Below are 18,125 nucleotides of genomic sequence, written 5' to 3'. Positions count from 1 at the left end.
TCGTATGCCCTTCCCCCGCCCGCCGGGGCGTCGAGCACACGCTCAGGGGAGGGAGCCCGCCCACTCCGGACGGTCGCCCTCGCCCGTGCTCGTGCCGCGCGTGGCGACGAACGTGAGGTCCCGGCCGTGCTGTTCGGTGTCCAGGCTCCAGCTCAGCGTGAGCCTCTCGCTGGCACCCGGTTCCAGCGAGCCCTGGAGTCCGTCGGTGACGTCCTCGATGTGGATGACCGCCGCCTCGGCGCCGTCCGCCGTGGACACGGCGTCGAAGACGAAGTCGGAGAGACTCAGGCTCTCGTCGCTCTCGTTGTCGAAGGTCACCTCGGCGGTGAAGGCGGCGTGCCCCTCCGGGTAGGAGTCGTACTCGCCTCGTTCGGATCGTTCGTCGATGTCGTCGACGCTGGCCATGACCCCGCCCTCCCAGGTGAAAACATCGCCGACGGCGAGCGCCGTCGATGTGCTGGGGCCCTTCGGCTCGCCGAAGGGATTCGAGTCCTCCCCGCCGCAGCCGGTCGCCAGGGGGAGAAGCATCGCGACCACGAGCGGCGTGGCGGCGCGTCGGCGCATGGAGACGTCCTCTTGTCGTGAAGGTGGATGTGCAGACTGTCGCCCCCCGTGTCCTCGGGCAACGCCTGTGCGCGCACTGTGTCTTCACTGTTACGGAAATTCTCGGGCGGAGATGCGGGGGTGGTGTTCGGCAGTGCCCGGCAGCACGATCCGCGGGGGGCCGGATCCGGACAGCCGTTCCCGCTGAGCGCGGTCTCCCTGCTCGACAGCGCGTTCCGGGCCAACCAGTCGCGCAACACCGCCTACCTGCGTTTCGTCGACATCAACCAACGACCTATCACCCGGCCGCGGCCCCGGAGCGGTCGGTGACCGTGATCGCGCCGTGCACGATGCTGGCCACCCGGTCGGCGCGGCGGGCGAGGGCGCTGTCGTGGGTGACGAGCACGAAGGTCAGACCGAGTTCGCGCCACCGGCTCTCCAGGACCTCCATCACCTCGTCGCGGGTCGACTCGTCGAGGTTGCCGGTGGGTTCGTCGGCGAGGAGCACCCGGGGGCGCTTGGCGAGGGCGCGGGCGATGGCCGCGCGCTGCTGCTGCCCGCCGGAGAGCTCGTCGGGCAGGTGTGCGGCGCGTTCGGCGAGCCCCACCGACTCCAGCGCCTCGGCCGCCCGCTTGCGGCGCTCGGGGGCGCGCAGGCCGAGCGGGACGAGGGCCGTCTCGACGTTCTCCTGCGCGGTGAGCGTGGGGATGAGGTGGAAGCCCTGGAAGACGAAGCCGATGCGTTCGGCGCGCATCCGCGTCAGCCTGGCCTCGGAGAGGCGGGTGAGGTCGGTGCCGTCGAGGCGGACGGAGCCGTCGGTGGCCCGGTCCAGGCCGCCGAGGAGGTGGAGGAGGGTGGACTTGCCGCCGCCGGTGGGGCCCTGGATCACGAGCCTGCCCCCCTCGGGCACCGTCAGCGAGACGTTGTCCAGCGCGGTGACCGTGTCCTTCCCGCGGCGGTAGCGCTTGGTCACGTCGGTGAGTTCGTACATCGTCGGGTCCTCCTGATGCGAGGGGTGGTGGGGGCCGGTCAGGCGATGCGGCGCAGGGCGTCGGCCGGGCGGAGCCGCGCGGCGCGCCAGGCGGCGAAGGCGCCCGCGACCAGGCCGCCGGTGACGGCCAGGGCCACGGCGAGGGTGAGGATGTCGAGGCCGACCGGCGCGGTGAGGCCGATGTCCAGTGACGGGCCGGTCCCCCCGGCCGGCGCTTCGGGTCCCTGGCCGCCGCCGGGGCCCCTCAGCACGGGGCCGTCGCCGAAGGCGCCGAGGCCGAGTTCCGCGGTGAGGTCGGGGCGGACCCGCGTGATGGTCCAGGCGCAGGCGAGGCCGGCGCCGAGGCCGAGGGCGCCGCCGACGAGGCCGGTGACCAGGGACTCGCTCATCACCTGGCGGGTGACCCGCCCGCGGGTCCAGCCGAGCGCCTTCAGCGTGCCGAACTCCCTGACCCGGCGATTGACGGAGGAGGAGGCCAGCAGCCCGGCGACGAGGAAGGCGGAGGCCAGCACGAGGTAGGACAGCCACGTCCCGACCCCGTCCGCGAGGTCCGCGGCGGTGGAGAGCGAACCGGAGACCTGGTCGGCCAGATCGGCGGCGGTGGTGACCTCGGCGTCGTCGACCTGGTCGGTGATGGCGGACTCGATGGCGTCCAGGTGCTGGGAGTCGGCGGCCTGGACGTAGATGCCGGTCACCTCGTCGTCGAGCCCGGAGAGGCGTTGGGCGAGCGTCAGCGGTATGAAGACGTCCGTGGTGGACTCCTCGGTCGTCGGGCTGGTCAGGCCGATGACCTCGATGTCGGTGCCGGCGGTGGTGAGGGTGTCGCCGACGGCCAGGTCGTTCTCGGCGGCGTGGTCGGCGTCGAGCAGCGCGACGGCGGCGTCGGTCTCGTCGGCCTCGAACGTCCGGCCCTCGGTGACCTCGACGGTGCTCAGCGGGCCGAGGTCGGGCCGGGTGACGTCGGCGCCGAAGACGCTGTACTGGTCGACGTCGAACTCCGCGCCGCCGCCCTCCACTCGGGGAGCCTCGCCGGGGTCGGTCACGGTGTCCCGCGAGCCGTCCTCGGGGACCTGGCCCCGTTGGAAGGAGCCCATGACGCCGATGTTGCGCAGCCCGAGCCCGCCTGCCGCCCCGGCCACGTCGTCCATGCCCGCGACGCGTTCGACGGCGGCGGCGTCGAGGGTGGCGGGCGAGTCGGGGACGAGCATGTCGCCGCTCTGCTCCTCGTCCTCCCGCGCGTCGAAGTCGAAGCGGGGGCGCCGGATGGTCCCCCCGCCCCCCTCCTCGGGCTCGAACGACGCGCTCACCGTCAGGTCGGTGCCGAGTCCGTAGAGGGATTCGAGCACCTCGTCCTGGGCCTTGCGCATCCCGGACGAGACGGAGTCGACGATGAGGACGAGCGCGATGCCGAGGGCGAGTCCGGCGGCGATGACGAGATGAGCCTTGCGGCGTCCGAGCAGCTCGCGCCGCAGGTAGGTGAGGGTCATGCGCCGGACGCTAGGAGCGGGCGGTGAGCGTCGTCTGAGGGACGGATGAGACTTCGGTGAGAAACCGTCAGCCGGCGCCGCGACCGCGCGGTGGGCCGGTGCTGGTCGGTGCTGGCCGGCGAGCGCGAGGGCGCGGTAGGCGTGCCCGAGTGCGCGCGGGGCCATGCGCATGTGCGACGGTGTCGGCGTTGTCGAACGACCGTGATCGCCGGTCCCCCGCGCGCCACCTCGCGAGGGGGAACGGCCGACGCCTGGAGGCTCCATGTCCGCCGCATCCGATCTGCACGTCGTCCTGGGCGCGGGCGGCGCCCGCGGCGGCGCCGTCGTGCGCGAACTCACCGCGCGGGGACGGCGGGTGCGCGCCGTCGGCCGCACCCTCGCCGCGCGGCCCGACGTCGAGACGCTCCGGGCGGACGCCGCCACGCCCGCCGGGGCCGAGGAGGCGTGCGCGGGCGCCGCCGTCGTCTACCACTGCGCCTCGCCCGCCTATCACCGGTGGGCGTGGAAGTTCCCGCCGCTCACCGCGACGATCGCCGACGCGACGGCGGCACAGGGCGCCAAGCTGGTCTTCGCCGACAACCTGTACATGTACGGCCCCGTCGACGCCCCGATGACGGAGGACCTGCCGTACGCGGCCCGCGACTCCCAGGGGGTCGTGCGCGCCCGGATGGCCGAGGCGCTGCTGTCCCGGCACCACGCCGGCGACCTGAGGGTCGCCCTGGGGCGGGCCTCCGACTACTACGGGCCGGGCGGCGTCAACACCATCGTCGGCGACACCGTGTTCGGTGCCGCGGCGGCGGGCAAGGTGGCCCGCTGGGTCGGCAGGCTGGACCAGCCGCACACGCTCTCCTACCTGCCCGACATGGCCAGGGCGCTCGTCGTGCTGGGCGAGGACGCCCGCGGTGACGGCCGGGCCTGGCACCTCCCGGCCGCCGAGGCGCTCACGGGCGCGCGGTTCCTCGACCTGGTCTTCGCGCAGGCGGGCCGCCCCGCCCGCACGGCCTCGGTCGGGCGCCCGATGCAGCGCGTGCTCGGCCTGGTCAACCCGACCGTGCGGGCCCTCGGCGAGACCTGGTACCAGCGCGACCGCCCGTTCGTGAGCGACAGCGGCCGGTTCACGGAGACCTTCGGCCCGTTCGACCCGACCCCGCACCCGGAGGCGATCGCCGCGACGCTCGACTGGTACCGCGCGCGGGCCGCGGAGGGCTCGTCCCCCGCCTGACGGCGTGACGGCACCGGTTCCGGCGCGCGCCCGGGGCCCGTTCACCGTCGCCGCCGCCATGCCGAACACGCGTCGGCCGCACGGCTCTTGACGCTCGCCAAAACGCCCGGCTAGCTTGGACTGCGACCTATTAATACGTATTAGAAGCCGGGGTCGCATGAGGCAGAGCAGGGAGACGGCGCCGCGAGTGGCGCTCAGCAGACGGGCGTTCGCGCGGGGCGTGGCGGGTGCCGCGGCGGTCGCGGCGGCGGGGCAGGCGGCGTTCGCGCCCGGCGCGGCGGCGGGCGGGAGGCGGGGCGCGTCGTTCTTCGACGAGACCACGCTGTGGGACTCCGAGGTCGACCCGCTGGAGAACTACCACGTGCACGCGCTCACGGTGCTGCCCGACGACACGGTTCTCGCTGTCACCGAGGGCAGGTACGAGGTGTGCGACGCGGGCCCGCGGGCCCTCCTGCTGCGCCGCAGCACCGACGGCGGCGACACCTGGGAGCCGACCAGGACCGTGGTCCCCTCGGTCGACGGGGAGTCCTGGGGGAACCCGGCGCTCCTCGCCGACGGGCGGACCGGCGAGGTCTTCCTGTTCTTCATGCTCTCCCTCCGGCTCCCCGGGAACACCTCCTGCTCGGGCGACTCCGGCGACCTCTGGGTGGTCTCCAGCACCGATGGCGGCGCGACCTGGGGCGAACAGCGCCCCCTCCCCGGGCTGTTCGACGGCTTCCCCTACGACTGGGCGCTGCACGGCCCGGGTCCCGGCCACGGCATCCAGCTCGACTCCGGCCGGCTGCTGCTCAACTGCCTGCACCGGCGGGTGATCGTGGGCAACAGCGCCCCCGAGCGCTTCTACGGCGTCGCCTCGGTCTACAGCGACGACCACGGCGCGACCTGGAGGGCGACCGGCGAGGTGCCGGTCGAGGTGGACTACCCGATCAACGAGGCCCGGGTGTTCCAGCGCTCCGACGGCACGGTGGTGGTCAACGGCCGGGCGGCGGCGGGCGGCAACCGGCAGCGGATCGTCTCCGTCAGCCGGGACCGCGGCCTGACCTGGTCGCGGCCCGCGCTGGACGGTTCCACGGGCCGGTTCAACGCGGTGGACGCCTCCCTGGCGCGCTACACCGGCGGCCCCGGCAGCACGGACGTGGACCGGATCCTGTTCAGCCGCCCGGACTCCCCGGTGCGCACCAACATGACCGTCTCGGTCAGCTACGACGAGGGCCACTCGTTCCGTTACAGCAGGGTCGTCAACGAGGGCCGCTCGTTCTACTCGGAGCTCGCCCGGCTCTCCGACGGCACCATCCTGCTGCTCTACGGCTGCGACGGGGAGCTGGCGAGCGCCCCGCGCAGGGTCGCCGTCTGCCGCTTCTCGCTCGACTGGCTGACCGGGGGACGGGACAGCCTGGGCGGCGGCCCCGGCTATCAGGAGGAGGTCACGGACCTGGCCGCGGGCGGGACGGTCTCCGGCGGCGTGCTGACCTCGGTCGCCGACCCGCTGGCGCGCGGGGGCGCGCGCGCCGTGTTCACGCCGAGCGCCCCGGGCGGCTGGGTCGCGTACACGGTGACGGCGCCCCGGACGGCGACGTACGACCTGCTGCTGCGCTACGTCAGGCCGGAGGAGGGGGGCCTGCTCACGGTCACGGTCGACGGGCGGCGCCCGCGCACGGCGGTCCTCGACACCACGGCGGAGTCCGTCGGCGGCTACGACGTGGCGCAGCTCGGCCCCCACGAGCTCACGGCCGGGCGGCACACGGTGCGTTTCACGGTGACGGGCCCCGGGCGCGGCGGAGGCAGCCTTCTCTCGCTGGACGCGCTGAGCCTGATCACGGCCGCGGGACGGGCCGACGTCCGCGAGGAGTCGGTGGTCGACAACGACGACGTGGGCTACGAGGTGGTCGGCGGCGTCTGGTCCCCGGCGACCGGGGTGCCCGGCTACTGGAGCGGCAACTACCGCACCGCGCCCGCCGGGACCGGCGCCGGCGTGGTCCGCTGGCGGCCGGTGGTGCCGCAGGACGGCCGCTACCGGATCGACGTCTCCTACACGCCGCACGAGAACCGCGCGGGCGACGCGCCCTACACGGTGCGGGGCGCGGGGGGCACCCGCACCGTCCGGGTCGACCAGCGGCTCGCGGGGAGTCCGGAGCCCAGGGGCGGGACCTGGGCGTCGCTCGGCGGCTTCGACCTCGCCGCGGGCCTTTGGACCACGGTCGAACTGAGCGACGACGCCGACGGTTTCGTGGTCGCGGACGCGGTCCGCCTCACCCGCCTCGCCTGACGGCGGCGCACCGCGCCGTCGTCAGCCCGGCACGGGCGGGCGCTACCCCGTCCCGAGCCCGTCGGACGCGGCGCGGAGGGCGGCGCGGACGGCCGCGGCGGGGTCGCCGCGGTGGTAGATCCGCTCGGTGGGCTCGATGCCGTCCAGGAACTCCTGGTAGCGCAGGGCGTAGCCGAGGTGGGCGAGCGGCTCGGCGACGGCGAGGGCGCGGGCCGGGTCGCTGCCCGGCGCGTGCTCCTTCCAGGCGTCGATCCACGCGCGGGCCGCCGCCCCTCTCGCGGCCTCGGGCAGGAAGTCGCGGGCGCGCAGGCCGTCGAGCACCGGGTTGCCGTAGGAGGCGTCGGCGAAGTCGACGACGACCGGCGGCCCGCCGCGCTCGCCGCGCCAGTTGCCGGGGTGGAAGTCGCCGTGCACCACCGTGTCGGGCAGCCCGCAGGCGTCGAGCAGGGGCCAGCGGGCGGCCAGCGCGTGGGCGGCGGCCCGTTCCTCCGCGGTCAGTTCGTGGGCGAGCGGGCCGTCGAGCAGCGCCCGGATCCGGCCCGCCAGGACGGCGCCGCGCCCGTCGCGCAGCCCCGGCGGCGGTCCCTCGCCGTCGGCCGCGCCGGCGTCGGCCGCGCCGCCGCCGGGGGCGAGGAGTGCGGGGAGCGCGGCCTGGGCGGCGACGAGACGGCGGAGCACGCCGGTGGCCACCTCCTCCGCAGCGCCCCAGTGGTCCTCGCCCGGGAGGTGCTCCAGCAGGACCCTCCGCTCCCCCGCGCCGACGAGCGCGGGCACCAGGCCCGGGTCGGCGCGCGCGAACGCGGCGATGACGGCGGCCTCGTCGGCGGCGAAGCGGGGAGTGGCCTTGAGCCAGACGGGGCCGCGGGCCGTGGGCAGCCGGAAGAGGCCCGAGAGGTTCCACGTTCGGCGCTGCACGGCGGGCCCGGTGGGCGGACGGCCCGCGGCGGCCAGGGTCCGGGCGGCCCAGTCCAGCGCCTGCGCCAGTCCGTCCGCCGTGGCCCAGGACGCCCGCAGCGGCTCGGGCCGCAGGAGCGCCGCCAGGCCGGCGGGCGGCGGGTGACCCGCGGTGGGCGGCGCCGGGTCCGGCCGCTCCAACGCCTCGACGTGGTAGGTCACATGACCGTTCCTGGCGCCCTCCCCGCCCTCGACCCGCAGGAGGCGGAGCACCAGCACGGGAACGCCGAGCGCCTCGCCCACGCGCTCCACGACCGGCTCGGTCTCGGACCACCAGGGGATGTCCACGGGGAACGGGCCGACCGTGCCCAGCCCTTCCCCGGCGCGGGTCACCCACGCGCTGACCGTCCGTCCCATGCGGCCAGTGTGTCCCCCGCCCCGCCGCGGAAGCCACCCGTTATCCGAACGCCGTGTCCGGAGGCCGGGTGCCTGGCCCGGCAGGCGCCGACGGGCCCCCGGCGGGCGAGCGGGGAACCAGCCGGTCGGGCGGCCCGTCCCAACGGCATGTACACGATGATGCGGCTCGGGCCGCCGGCCGCCGCGGCGGCGCTGCTCCTCTCCCTGGCCGGGTGCGGTTCCGAGGACGCCGCCGAGGCGGCGGAGCCCTCCTGGCGGGAGCCGGACGGCTACCGGTACACCCTGGAGTCCTCCTGCGGTGAACGTTCTCTGCTGGGCCGGTTCGCCATCGAGGTGGCCGGGGGACGGGTCGTCGACGCGACGGCGGAGGACGAGACGGCCGGCCTCTTCCTCGGCCACGGCGACGACGCCCGACTGCCGCCGACCATCGGGGAACTGCTCGACGAGGCGGAAGCGGCCCGCGAGGACGGCGCGGACGTGGTCACGGTGACCTACCCCGAGGAGGGGAACGCCGACGGGGAGCCGCCCTCGGAGATCTCGATCGACTACCGGGAGGAGGCCCTCGACGACGAGGCCTGCTACGAGATCAGCGGGTACACCGCGGCCGGCTGAGGCGGGAGCGTCTTGCCTCTGAGGCAACGGACTTGCCTCAGAGGGAAGGTCATGGCTCAATCGACGGCATGGAGCCCGATGCCCCGGTGGCACCCGAGGAACTGCCCGCCGTCGCCCCGCAGCTGCGTGAACTGCGCCGCGCCGCCGGGCTGACGCTGGAGGCCGCCGCCGCGCGGGCCGGGCTCTCCCCCGCCCACCTCTCCCGTCTGGAGACCGGGCGGCGCCAGCCCTCGTTGCCGATGCTGCTCAGCCTGGCCCGTGTCTACGGTACGACCGTGTCCACGCTGCTCGGCGAGGCGCCGCCCACCCCCGACCCCGTGATCAGGGCGAGGAGTTCGGGCGCCCGCGAGGCCGGGGGCTGGACCTACTGGCAGGCCGGCGGCTCGGGGCGCGGCATGCAGGCCCTGCACGTGCTGGTCCCCCACGGCGGCCGGCAGGACGAGCTGGTGCGCGTGCATCCCGGCGAGGAGTGGCTGCATGTCCTCACCGGGCGGCTGCGGCTGACGCTCGGCGAGGCCGAGCACGTGCTCGACCGGGGCGACAGCGCCCACTTCGACTCCCTCACCCCGCACCGGATCGGCGCGGCCACCCGCGCGGGCGCGGAGATGCTGTTCGTCCACACCCTCCTCCAGAGCGCCACCGCGGACCTGTGCCTCGGCGGCGCGCGGCGTTGACAGACGAAGGAGACCACCCCTCATGACGACCACCCGGCGAGCGCGCCGCGGTCGCGCCGACCGCATCCCCCGGGGCCTGTGGATCCGCGTCCTCCTCTACGGCGTCGCGGGCCACGCCGTCGCGGGCTTCCTGATCTTCCTCTTCTCCCTGGGCGCGCGGAGCCGGTAGCGGTAGCCGCGGGCGCCCGGGGTCAGGGCAGCCCGCAGGCGGAGGGCAGCCAGGGGAAGTCCGCAGGGGTCCTGGCGCCGAGCTCCTCCAGGTCACCCAGGAGCTGTGCCAGCCGCGCCTCCGAGGAGAGGAACTCCGGCACGGAGGCGAGGAACGTCAGCACCGCGTCGTAGAACGCGTCGCGCAGGGACGGCGGCATGAGGTCGGAGGCGTCCAGGCACAGGTCCCGCGGGGCGTTCCACAGGGTGTCGGTGATCTCGGCCATGACCGGGTCGTCCTCCTGCGACGCCTCGGCCGCCTGGCGGTAGGCGGACAGCGGGGGAGGCAGCCCCTCCCCCGCCATCTCCGCGGCCCAGAGGATCTGCGCCTCGGACGAGGCCAGAAAGCGCATCAGCTCCATGGCCTCGTCGCTGTCGCGGAACATCGCCGCGAAGTCGCCCCCGACCTCCCAGCCCCGGGGGGTGCCGTCCGTGCCGGGGAAGAGCCGCGCCGAGGGCACGAACCGGGCCTCGGCCCCGGCGTAGGCGCCACGGGCGTGCGTCGCCTGGTGGTCGAGCGCGCAGGTGCCACCGCCGAGCCCGGCCGACGCCTGCCCGTAGTCCCGGGTGAGGGAGGCCACGGCGTTGCCGGAGCCCTCGCCGCCGACCAGCTCGCCGAAGGTCCGCCACGCCGTGCGCATCTCCTGCGAGGTCCAGCTTCCGTCCTCGCCCCTGGCCCACGCCTCGTAGACCTCGACGCCCGCCTGCTGGAGCAGCAGGTCCTCCACCCAGTCGGTCCCCGGCCAGCCGGAGGTGGCGTCCGAGCCCATGCCCAGGCACCACGCGCCGCCGTCCCCGGCCAGCGGGGCGAGCCCGTCCGCGTCCGTCCGTCCGGCGTCGTACCAGACCAGGCTCTTGAGGTCGACCTTGACGGGGAACCAGTAGACGGCCTCCTCCCGGCCCCCGGCGGAGAGGGAGCCGAGCCACGGCTCGCCGTACGCGTGCATGCTCGACTCGTCCCAGGCGGGCCGGTCGTCCAGCGCGAGCACCTCGCCCCGCTGGGCGTACTCGGCCAGCTCCCCGATGCTCGGCAGTATCGCGATGTCCGGCGGCGCGCCCGCCTGGACCTCGGAGAGGAGGACCTCCCGCAGCGCCGTGGTCCCCTGGTAGTCCACCTCGATGCCGGTGTCCTCGGTGAACGCGGCGAGCACCCGTTCGAACGTCTCCCGCTGGGCGCCTCCCCACGAGGCGAGCACGGTCACCGTCCGGTCGGCCGAGGACGCGACGTGGTTGACGAAGCCCGCGAGCACGGTCAGGGCCGCCGCCCCCGCCACGACGGCCAGCGTCAGCGGGCGCCTCACCGGGACCTGAACCGGTACTGGTCGATCCGCGGCCACAGGCCGGCCCCCGTCTGGGCGGCGAGGGCCAGCCCGAGGACGGGGACGAAGCCCGTCAGCCCGTCCCAGGCTTCCGTTCGGTTCATCTCGTTCTCCACCTTCGCGGCGATGGGGCGGGAGGACCGCCCGTCCGGGTGCTCCCGGAGGTCGGCGAGCTGGTCCCGGGAGGCGGCCATGGCGGCGTGCGTCTGGGCGGTGAGGGCGGTCAGGGCGAGGAACGCGATCAGCAGCGTCGCGGTCGCGCCGAGCAGGCCGAGGTTGTAGCGGCGCCGGAAGCGGCGGCGCAGGAAGAGCTGGGTCTCGACCAGCAGGGCGACCAGCCCGAGGAAGGACAGCACCGCCACCGCCCACGCCAGCCGGGACGGCCGGTCGAACGACGCCTGCGCCGCCAGCGTGGCGTGCTGGTCGTCCTGAAGGGCGTCGAGCCGGTCGAGGATGCCGTCGTCGCCGCGGTTCAGCGTGGTGCCGGCGTAGTACAGGTAGGCATCGCGCAGGGCCGGTTCCGCTTCCTCGCGGTCGGCCTGCTCCAGCAGGCCGGAGTAGGAGACGATCAGCCCGCTGACGGTCTCCAGCGCACGCAGCCCCGAGGCGCCCCGGACATCCGCCCCGGCGGCACGCGCGACGCTCTGGCTGGCCACCGCGATGTGGACGCGGAAGGCGCCGTCCCCCGGCGCGTTCTCCGCCGCCTCGTGGGCCTCCACCAGCGCGCCGCGCGCCGCCGTCACGTCCAGGATCGCCGGCGCGGTCCTGTCGCGGAGCGGGGCGGCGTCCCCGTGGACCTCCGCGTAGCCCACGGCGAGCGCGGCGGCGGTCGAGACGGTCAGGGCCAGCAGGGCCGCGGAGCGGCGCAGGAGTGAACGGCGCGTGGTGCTCATCCCGTCGGCCGCCCGCCGTCGGGGTCGGGGTAGAGGTCGGAGTCCGCGTCGGGCGCGGGGGCGACGACGGAGTGGCGGCTGGACATCAGCAGTCGGCCGATGCGGCGCGGGTCGGCGTCAGCCTTCTGCCGGACTTCGCCCGCGGCGGCGTCGGTGATGTCGACGATCTCGGCGAGTTCGGCGAGCAGGCGGTGGTGGCCGAGGGCGTGGGCCAGTCCCACCGCGGTCCCGAGCGCGCGCTCCGCCGCGGCCATGTCCCCCGTGTCGAACGCCTCATACGCCTCGGCGACGGCCAGGCCCAGGTCCTCATGACGCAAGAAGTGCCAGCCGGACCGGGAGTGCTGGGTGGAACGCCGCTCCCCGGGGAGCCAGCGCACGAGGACCGGGACCGGCGCCGTGTCGGGCACGCGGTCGGTCCCGGCGGCCACCTCCACCCAGGCGAGCTGGAGGTCCTCGTGCCGCGGCTGTTCCCGCGGGTCGGCGTCCAGACACAGGTGGTACTGGCGGACCTCGTCGCCCCCCCAGGGCTCGGTGGGAAACACGAGGGTGCGGCCGTCCACCTCCTCGCCGTCCGCCGTGAGGTCCTGTTCGCGGGGGTGGACCTGCTTGAGGTAGCGAAGGCGGACGCCCGTGGTCAGCGAGACCCTGATCGTCAGCGAGGGGAGGGTGCGGGCCATCGAGGCGCGGACCAGGGCCTCGAACTCGGCGGCCAGGTCCGAGTCCCGGAGGACGGCGCTGGCGCTGCCGTCCAGCCGGTCGGTGATCCGAAGCAGCTCCCTGGCGCTCCAGCCGTCGCCGATGCCGCGCGCGTCGCAGCGGAAGAGGCCCTGACAGCGGGCGAGTTCATCGGTCAGGAGGTCATGGCGGCTGACATTGTGGCCGTCGGTCAGCAGGACGGCGTGCTTGACCCGGGCCGCGTCGTCCGCCAGCAGGCCGCGCGCCAGGCCGAGCCAGGTGCCGATGGCGGTGCCGCCCTCGGGGAACAGGTGCCTGATCCGCGAGGCGGCGCGGGCGCGGGTGTCGTGGTCGGCGACGGCCAGGCGATCCGCGTGGCGCGGGTACACCATGGCGGCCCGGTGCGTTCCCTCGACGACAGCGAACCGGGTGCCGTCGCGCAGGGCGTCGACGGCCGCGGTCGCGGCGTCCCGCGCGGCCTGGAGCTTGGACGACGGCGATCCCATCGATCCCGAGCAGTCGACGATGATCACCTCCGCGGCCTCGGGGGCGCCGCCGAGCGCGCTCGCGTCCAGGCCGCGGGTGCGGACGTCCAGGTAGGCATGCATCCCATCGCGCGAGGCGCCGACGGGCAGCTCCCTGACCTGGTCTATTCGCAAGCCGATGGGCTGGGTCGTGGTCATGGCGTGCTCCTTTGCATCGCCTTGTCGCGGCTCGGCCGTCTCACGGCGGCGTCACAGCAGGGTCAGGGGGCGGACGTCGTTCGCGTGGTCGATCAGGTGATGGTGCTCCTCGGTGGTGGCCGCGCGCGGCGCCAGGGCGGTGAACGAGGCTTCGAGCAGTGCCCGCAGGCCCTCTTCGTCCGGTGGGGTGCCGAACAGCGGCCCGCCCTGGAGGCCGGGCGGCGGCCACCCGTGGGCGAGCGCCCACCGGAGCGCGGACTCCCGCAACTCGGCGGTCAGCCGCAGCCGTTCCTCCCCGTCCTCGCGGCCCCGGTCCAGCGGGAGCCCGGGGAGGCGGTGCTGTGCCTCGGCGAAGTCCTCGGCGGCGAGCGGCCGGCCGGGGAGGCGGGCGACGAGCAGCCGCGTCGCGGCGACGCGGGCGGCCTGGTGGTGCGGCGCGTGGGTCGGGACCTGGTCGAGGACGGCGCGGGCGGCTGCCCGGTCCCCGCCCGCGAGGTGGATGCGGGCCAGCCCGAACGCGGCGGAGCCGTCGGCGTGGTCGCGCCGCCACACGGCGCGGTAGAGGGCCTCGGCCTCCTCGGGCTCCCCGTCCAGCTCCGCGCAGTAGCCGAGGGCGAGCTTGGGGACCGGTTCGCCGGGGAGGGCGCGGTAGACGGCGGTGAACCAGTCGCGGGCGGCGCGCGGGCGGGACCGGCGCAGGCCGAGCCGGGGCGCGAGGGCGGCGTGGACCTCGGCGTCCGCCGAGGACGAGGCGCCGCGGGCGAGCAGCAGCCGTCCGCAGTACCAGGCGACGCGCCAGTCGTAGCGGGCCGGCTCCGGGGTGAGGAGGTCGCAGGCACGCTCCAGCGCCGCCTGGGCCGCGCCCGCCTCGCCGATCGCCAGGGCCGTGTCGCAGACCTGGAGTTCGCGGGCGGCCCTGGGGTGGTCGGGATGGGGAACGGGGGCGGGCAGCCCGGCGCCCACGCGCGCTGGGGCCGGGCGTCCGGGGTCGAGCGGCGCCGGCTCCCGCCCCGGCGGGCGCAGCCAGTGCCGCAGCGGTGGCGGGGCGCCGAGGCCGTCGTCCAGCAGGGCGGCGCCGGGGGCGAACACGGCGGACTGGGCGATCTGCTGGTCGCCCGCCTCCGCGCGCAGCTGCCGCCATACACCGCGCAGTTGCTCGAACATCTCGGCGGCGGAGGTGAAGCGGGCGGCGCGGTCGACCGCGGTGGCGCGGTCGAGCACCAGGCGGAAGGCGTCGGCGCCGACGCCGTCGGTATCCTCACCGGCCCCGGCCAGCTCCCTGAGGGTGGTCGCCACCGTGTAGAGGTCGGTCATCCGGGAGAAGCGGGCGGCCGGGCGACGCCTGCCCAGGCGGACGGACTCCGGCTCCGACGTGGCGCCCGGCTCGTCGGGGTGGAGCTCGGAGTACGGCAGGTACTCATCGGTGTAGATCACGGGAGAGGTGCGGTCGTCGACCCGGCGGACGGCCCCCAGGTCGATGATGGTGATGCGGTCCTCGTGGTGGATCACGTTGGACGGCTTCATGTCGCAGTAGAGCAGGCGGTGCTGGTGCAGGTACTCCAGCGCGTTGAGGATGCGGCAGCCGTAGACGGCGACGTGCTCAAGGAGCAGCGGGCCGCCCAGGATCCGCTCCTGCGCCGCTCGGCTCAGCAGGGCGTCGAGCGGGTGGCCGCTGATGAACTCCATCACGATGTATCCGGTGTCCCGCCAGGTGACGAAGTTCCTGATGCCGACGATGTGGTCGTGCTGGAGCGAGGTCAGGAAGCGCCGCTCCGCGGCGGCGACGCTCAGCGCGGTGGCGTCGTTGTTGTTGATGAGGCCCTTGAGCGCGACAGGGGAGCCGTCGAGGTTGAGATCGCGGGCCAGGTAGACCCAGCCGAAGCCGCCATGGGCCACGCAGCCGACCACCTCGTACTGGCCGGCGAGCAGTTCGCCCGGGTGGAGCTGCGGCTCGAAGGAGTAGGGGTGGTGGCAGCGCGGGCACTCGCCGGTGGCCGCGGCGGGCTGGTCGCCGTGTGGCATGCCGACCATCTGCCAGCAGCCGTTCACGCCGCAGTGCCTGGGGCCGACCGGCTCGCGGGAGGCGTCGATGACCAGGTCCGACGGATCGCGCACGGAGACGCGCGGCAGCGACATCTCGCCGTCGCCCGTGGTCGAGGACGGCGGCGCGGGCCCAGTGCTCCCCGTCTCGGGGTCGGGGTCCCGCGGGGCCTCGGCGGTGAGCCGTGGCCGCCGCCCGCAGGTGTCGCAGTAGCCGGTGGGCGAGAGGGTCCCGCCACAGCCGGGCCGGTTGCACGCGGTCATGGCCTGTCCCTTCCGTCCGAGTCCTTGCCGTGCGAGTCCCTGCCGTCCGAGTCCCTGCCGTGCAGGGCGTCGAGGTAGCGGCGGATCGCCGCCTCGGCCGCCGGCACGTCGCAGGGCGCGTGCCACAGCAGGTCACGGGCTTCGCAGTAGCGGTCGGACAGGTCGAGGGCGGCCCGGCTCGCGGAGTCCCGCCCCCGCGCGGGGGCGTGCGCCGCCTCCAGCCGGCCGCGGAGCTCGTTGCGGCGCGCGACCAGGGCGTCGAGGTGCCCGATCGCCGCGGAGAGGTCGGCGATCGCCGTCGTGGCGGTGGCCACGACCTCTTCGATCTCGTCCATGGAACGGCCCGGGGGCGGTGGGCCCTGGGTGCGCAGCGCCGCGATCCGGTGCTTGAGGGCGCTCGCGGCGGCGAACGACTTCCCCGCCCGGTCCAGCGCGCCCCTGGCCGGCTGGGCACGGGCCGTGACGCGGCGGGTGCGCGCGGGCAGGTCGTGCCGGCCCAGGGCGAGGCAGTCGTTCAGCAGGCGGTCCGCGGCGCCGAGGCGGAAGCGGAATTCCAGGGCGGCCGTCGCGGCGCGGCGCGCGGGTTCGTCGTCCTCGTCGAACACCAGCAGCGTCCGACAGCCCTGCTCGGCGAGGAGCCCCAGCAGTTCGCCCACCCCGGCGGGCTCCCGCGCCCGGTCCACTCCCCTGACCGCGAGAGTGAGCGGCAACGGGTTCCCTCTCAGGCGCGCCTCGAACGTGTCGCCGGGGGCGGGGACGAACCCCATCCGGCCGCAAACGCGCTCGGCGACCTCGGCCCGGGTCCGGCCGGTGACGCTGATGGCCAGGTCGAGGGAGCCGATGGGCGGGACGGTGCCGGGCGGGGCGTCGGCCAGGAGCGCGGCGCGGTCGTGGGCGGACAGCTCTCCGGAGGCCGCGTTCACGGCGAGCCACAGCGGCAGTTCCCGGGTGTCGTCGTCCGGCCCCACGACCACGGACGCGGCCGGCGGGGCGGCCTCGCCGCCGCTGAGGAAGTCGGTCAGCGAGAGCGCGAGGCCCTCGTCCTCCTTCTCCTCCGCGTGCTCGTTCCCGCTGTCCCGGCGGAGCGCGCGGTCGGAGGCGAACCCGCGGTCGATGACGGATTCGCTCGGCACGAAGTGGCGGATCTGGGGAAGGTAGTGGAGTACGGTCCCCGTGGGGATCATGAAGGAGGCGCGCAGCGCGCCGAGCCGGTAGCGGCTGACGACGATGCCGATGACGCGGTCGGTCTCGTCGTCCACGACGGCCCCGCCGCTGAAGCCCTCGACGGCGTTCGCCTCGGGGGGCTCGGGCTTGATCTGCACCCGCCCGTCGCCGCCCCGGCCGCCGAGGCGGCCGTCCAGTTCGAAACCCCGGTCGGCGTCCACCGGAAAGCCGTACAGGCGAACCGCGCGGCGCCGGGTCGGGGGAAGCCGGTGGAGGGTGGTGGCGCGTTCGGCGGGCTGCGGCCACCGGAGGCGGAGCAGGGCGACGTCGCCCACCGGTCCCCACAGGCCGTCACCCTCGCGGTGCGGCACCCAGCCGTCCTCGGCCACGCGCGCGGGGACCGCGTCCGCCATGGCTCCCGCCCCGGCGAGCTCCACCATCAGGGAGGCGTCCGGCTCCCCGACCACATGGGCGCAGGTCAGCACGAGGTCGGCACTGAGCAGTACACCCGCGCCGAGAACCGGCCCCCCGGGCTGCCTGATGCGGACCAGCCAACGTTCCGTTGCCAAGCCCCCCATACCGTCACACTGTACTCCTGGGTCCTCACACCGCGTAGACTCCGTGCGCACCAAAAGGAGTGGGACGGCACGACGCTCGGGACGGACCAGGGGGCGCGAATGGCGGCGGCGGGTGAGGACTTCGTGGGCCTGGCCGAGGTGATCGGGCAGGTGCGGCGGGAGTTGACGCAGGCGTGGCGGGACGGCGAGGACGAGTCGATCCGGTTCGCGGTGGAGCGGGTGAGCCTCGAATTCGCCGTGCAGGTGCACCGGTCGGGGGACGCGAGGGCCGGGTTGCGCATCGGCGTGCTGACCGCGGACGTCGGGGGCGGAGCCGCCCGGGACACCACGCACCGGATGCAGGTGGAGCTGCTGCCCGAGCTGAGCGACGAGGAGGGCATGCTGCACGTCCGCCGCCGCCCCCCGCTCGCCCCCTCCGGCGGTGGCCGGGACGGCGGACGCGAGGGCGGCGCGGGGAGGTGAACTCCCGGCCTGGGCCTCAGCCCAGGAGGCGGGCGGCGTTTCGGAGGGTGTGGTCGGCGACCTGGAGGCCGAGGCTTACGCCGGCCTCGTCGGCGGTGCGGGTGTGGATGCCCGACCAGACGCGGGCGTCGATGTTCTCCTGGCTCAGCGTGCTCCAGTCCGTGTAGGTGCGGGTCACGCCGGGGGCGGTGGGGCTGGTCAGCTCGAACGGCGCCGTGGTCGGGCCGGTCAGCGCGGTCAGCACGCCCTGGGCGGCGCCGGAGTAGGTGCTGTGGCCGCTGGGGTAGTCGGGGTGGGACGGGGTGACGTGCAGCGGGGCCCAGTCGGTGTCGCCGCCCGCGTGCAGGGCGGTGACGGGCCGCCAGCGCAGATGGGCGTACTTGCTGTCCGAGGTGGCGATCTGGGTGTCCACCAGGGCCACATGGAACAGCGCGACGAGCGTCGCCCGTTCGGTCAGGGACCCGTCGAGCCGTTCCAGGGCCACGCGGAGCGGGGTGGTGTAGAGGGTGGCGGAGGAGCCGTACCAGAACGAGGCGGTCTCGGTCTGCTCGGCGGTGCGGAGCGCGGAGTCGGCGGAGCCGAGGTCGCGGACCTCGGCGAGGTCCGCCTCGTAGCGCTCCGAGCCCAGCGCTGGCGGCGCGGGCAGGCGGAACTGGCCGGCGCCGGTCAGCAGGAACGGGGTGGCGTGGCGCAGTCCGGCCTGGAGCTTATAAAAATTCGACCCAGTCGAGCAA

Annotated in this window: 16 protein-coding genes; 6 read left to right on the top strand and 10 right to left on the bottom strand. The window is 75.1% G+C overall.

The window, feature by feature from the left end:
- Window positions 1–42: 42 nt before the first annotated feature.
- The 3 genes from ADY01_RS18370 to ADY01_RS18355 form a co-directional block, all read right to left on the bottom strand.
- Complete coding sequence (locus ADY01_RS18370) at window positions 43–564, bottom strand: hypothetical protein (protein WP_049574329.1); 522 nt, start codon at window positions 562–564, stop codon at window positions 43–45.
- Window positions 565–841: 277 nt separating this feature from the next.
- Complete coding sequence (locus ADY01_RS18360) at window positions 842–1,534, bottom strand: ABC transporter ATP-binding protein (protein ID WP_049574323.1); 693 nt, start codon at window positions 1,532–1,534, stop codon at window positions 842–844.
- 38 nt (window positions 1,535–1,572) lie between these two features.
- Complete coding sequence (locus ADY01_RS18355) at window positions 1,573–3,021, bottom strand: ABC transporter permease (protein WP_049574321.1); 1,449 nt, start codon at window positions 3,019–3,021, stop codon at window positions 1,573–1,575.
- 262 nt (window positions 3,022–3,283) lie between these two features.
- On the opposite strand from ADY01_RS18355, the gene ADY01_RS18350 reads away from it, so the two are divergent.
- Both ADY01_RS18350 and ADY01_RS39165 read left to right on the top strand, forming a co-directional pair.
- Window positions 3,284–4,243 carry an NAD-dependent epimerase/dehydratase family protein gene (locus ADY01_RS18350; protein ID WP_049574319.1) on the top strand — a complete coding sequence of 320 codons (960 nt, stop codon included), beginning with the start codon at window positions 3,284–3,286 and terminating at the stop codon, window positions 4,241–4,243.
- Window positions 4,244–4,400: 157 nt separating this feature from the next.
- Window positions 4,401–6,509 carry an exo-alpha-sialidase gene (locus tag ADY01_RS39165; protein WP_078900394.1) on the top strand — a complete coding sequence of 703 codons (2,109 nt, stop codon included), beginning with the start codon at window positions 4,401–4,403 and terminating at the stop codon, window positions 6,507–6,509.
- A gap of 42 nt (window positions 6,510–6,551) precedes the next feature.
- Here the strand turns inward: ADY01_RS39165 and ADY01_RS18340 are convergent, their stop codons facing one another.
- Window positions 6,552–7,820: a phosphotransferase gene (locus ADY01_RS18340; RefSeq protein WP_053170963.1), complete on the bottom strand. Its 1,269-nt coding sequence runs from the start codon at window positions 7,818–7,820 to the stop codon at window positions 6,552–6,554.
- 147 nt (window positions 7,821–7,967) lie between these two features.
- Here ADY01_RS18340 and ADY01_RS18335 point away from each other — a divergent pair, with 147 nt between their 5' ends.
- The 3 genes from ADY01_RS18335 (at window position 7,968) to ADY01_RS38220 (ending at window position 9,275) form a co-directional block, all read left to right on the top strand.
- On the top strand, window positions 7,968–8,432 hold the full coding sequence (locus tag ADY01_RS18335) for a DUF6174 domain-containing protein (protein ID WP_049574312.1): 465 nt from the start codon (window positions 7,968–7,970) through the stop codon (window positions 8,430–8,432).
- A 68-nt stretch (window positions 8,433–8,500) separates the two neighbouring features.
- A complete protein-coding gene (locus ADY01_RS18330) occupies window positions 8,501–9,106 on the top strand; it encodes a helix-turn-helix domain-containing protein (RefSeq protein WP_049574309.1) in 606 nt (201 codons plus the stop codon).
- 22 nt (window positions 9,107–9,128) lie between these two features.
- A complete protein-coding gene (locus ADY01_RS38220) occupies window positions 9,129–9,275 on the top strand; it encodes a DUF6126 family protein (protein ID WP_107081758.1) in 147 nt (48 codons plus the stop codon).
- Window positions 9,276–9,297: 22 nt separating this feature from the next.
- Here ADY01_RS38220 and ADY01_RS18325 read toward each other — a convergent pair whose 3' ends face one another.
- The 5 genes from ADY01_RS18325 to ADY01_RS18305 are packed head-to-tail and all read right to left on the bottom strand — an operon-like array spanning window position 9,298 to window position 16,920.
- A complete protein-coding gene (locus tag ADY01_RS18325; protein WP_049574306.1) occupies window positions 9,298–10,614 on the bottom strand; it encodes an ABC transporter substrate-binding protein in 1,317 nt (438 codons plus the stop codon).
- Window positions 10,611–11,525, bottom strand: coding sequence for a hypothetical protein (locus ADY01_RS39160; RefSeq protein ID WP_049574303.1), 915 nt, complete (start codon window positions 11,523–11,525; stop codon window positions 10,611–10,613). The genes ADY01_RS18325 and ADY01_RS39160 overlap by 4 nt, the downstream gene beginning before the upstream one ends.
- Window positions 11,522–12,883 (bottom strand): VWA domain-containing protein, encoded by a 1,362-nt coding sequence (locus ADY01_RS18315; protein WP_049574301.1) that lies wholly within the window; start codon window positions 12,881–12,883, stop codon window positions 11,522–11,524. The genes ADY01_RS39160 and ADY01_RS18315 overlap by 4 nt, the downstream gene beginning before the upstream one ends.
- Before the next feature lie 51 nt (window positions 12,884–12,934).
- Window positions 12,935–15,187: a serine/threonine-protein kinase gene (locus ADY01_RS18310; RefSeq protein ID WP_049574299.1), complete on the bottom strand. Its 2,253-nt coding sequence runs from the start codon at window positions 15,185–15,187 to the stop codon at window positions 12,935–12,937.
- The gene (locus tag ADY01_RS18305) at window positions 15,184–16,920 is read right to left on the bottom strand and encodes a S1 family peptidase (RefSeq protein ID WP_159001270.1); all 1,737 of its coding nucleotides are present in this window, start codon (window positions 16,918–16,920) and stop codon (window positions 15,184–15,186) included. The genes ADY01_RS18310 and ADY01_RS18305 overlap by 4 nt, the downstream gene beginning before the upstream one ends.
- Before the next feature lie 108 nt (window positions 16,921–17,028).
- Here ADY01_RS18305 and ADY01_RS18300 point away from each other — a divergent pair, with 108 nt between their 5' ends.
- Window positions 17,029–17,391, top strand: coding sequence for a trypco2 family protein (locus tag ADY01_RS18300; protein ID WP_049574293.1), 363 nt, complete (start codon window positions 17,029–17,031; stop codon window positions 17,389–17,391).
- 16 nt (window positions 17,392–17,407) lie between these two features.
- Here the strand turns inward: ADY01_RS18300 and ADY01_RS18295 are convergent.
- A partial coding sequence (locus ADY01_RS18295; RefSeq protein WP_049574290.1) for a vanadium-dependent haloperoxidase occupies window positions 17,408–18,125 on the bottom strand: 718 nt, incomplete at its 5' end.

This window comes from Streptomyces sp. SBT349 (genome assembly GCF_001083795.1).
GTDB lineage: Bacteria > Actinomycetota > Actinomycetes > Streptomycetales > Streptomycetaceae > Streptomyces.
This window is presented reverse-complemented; position numbering and strand designations above follow the sequence as displayed.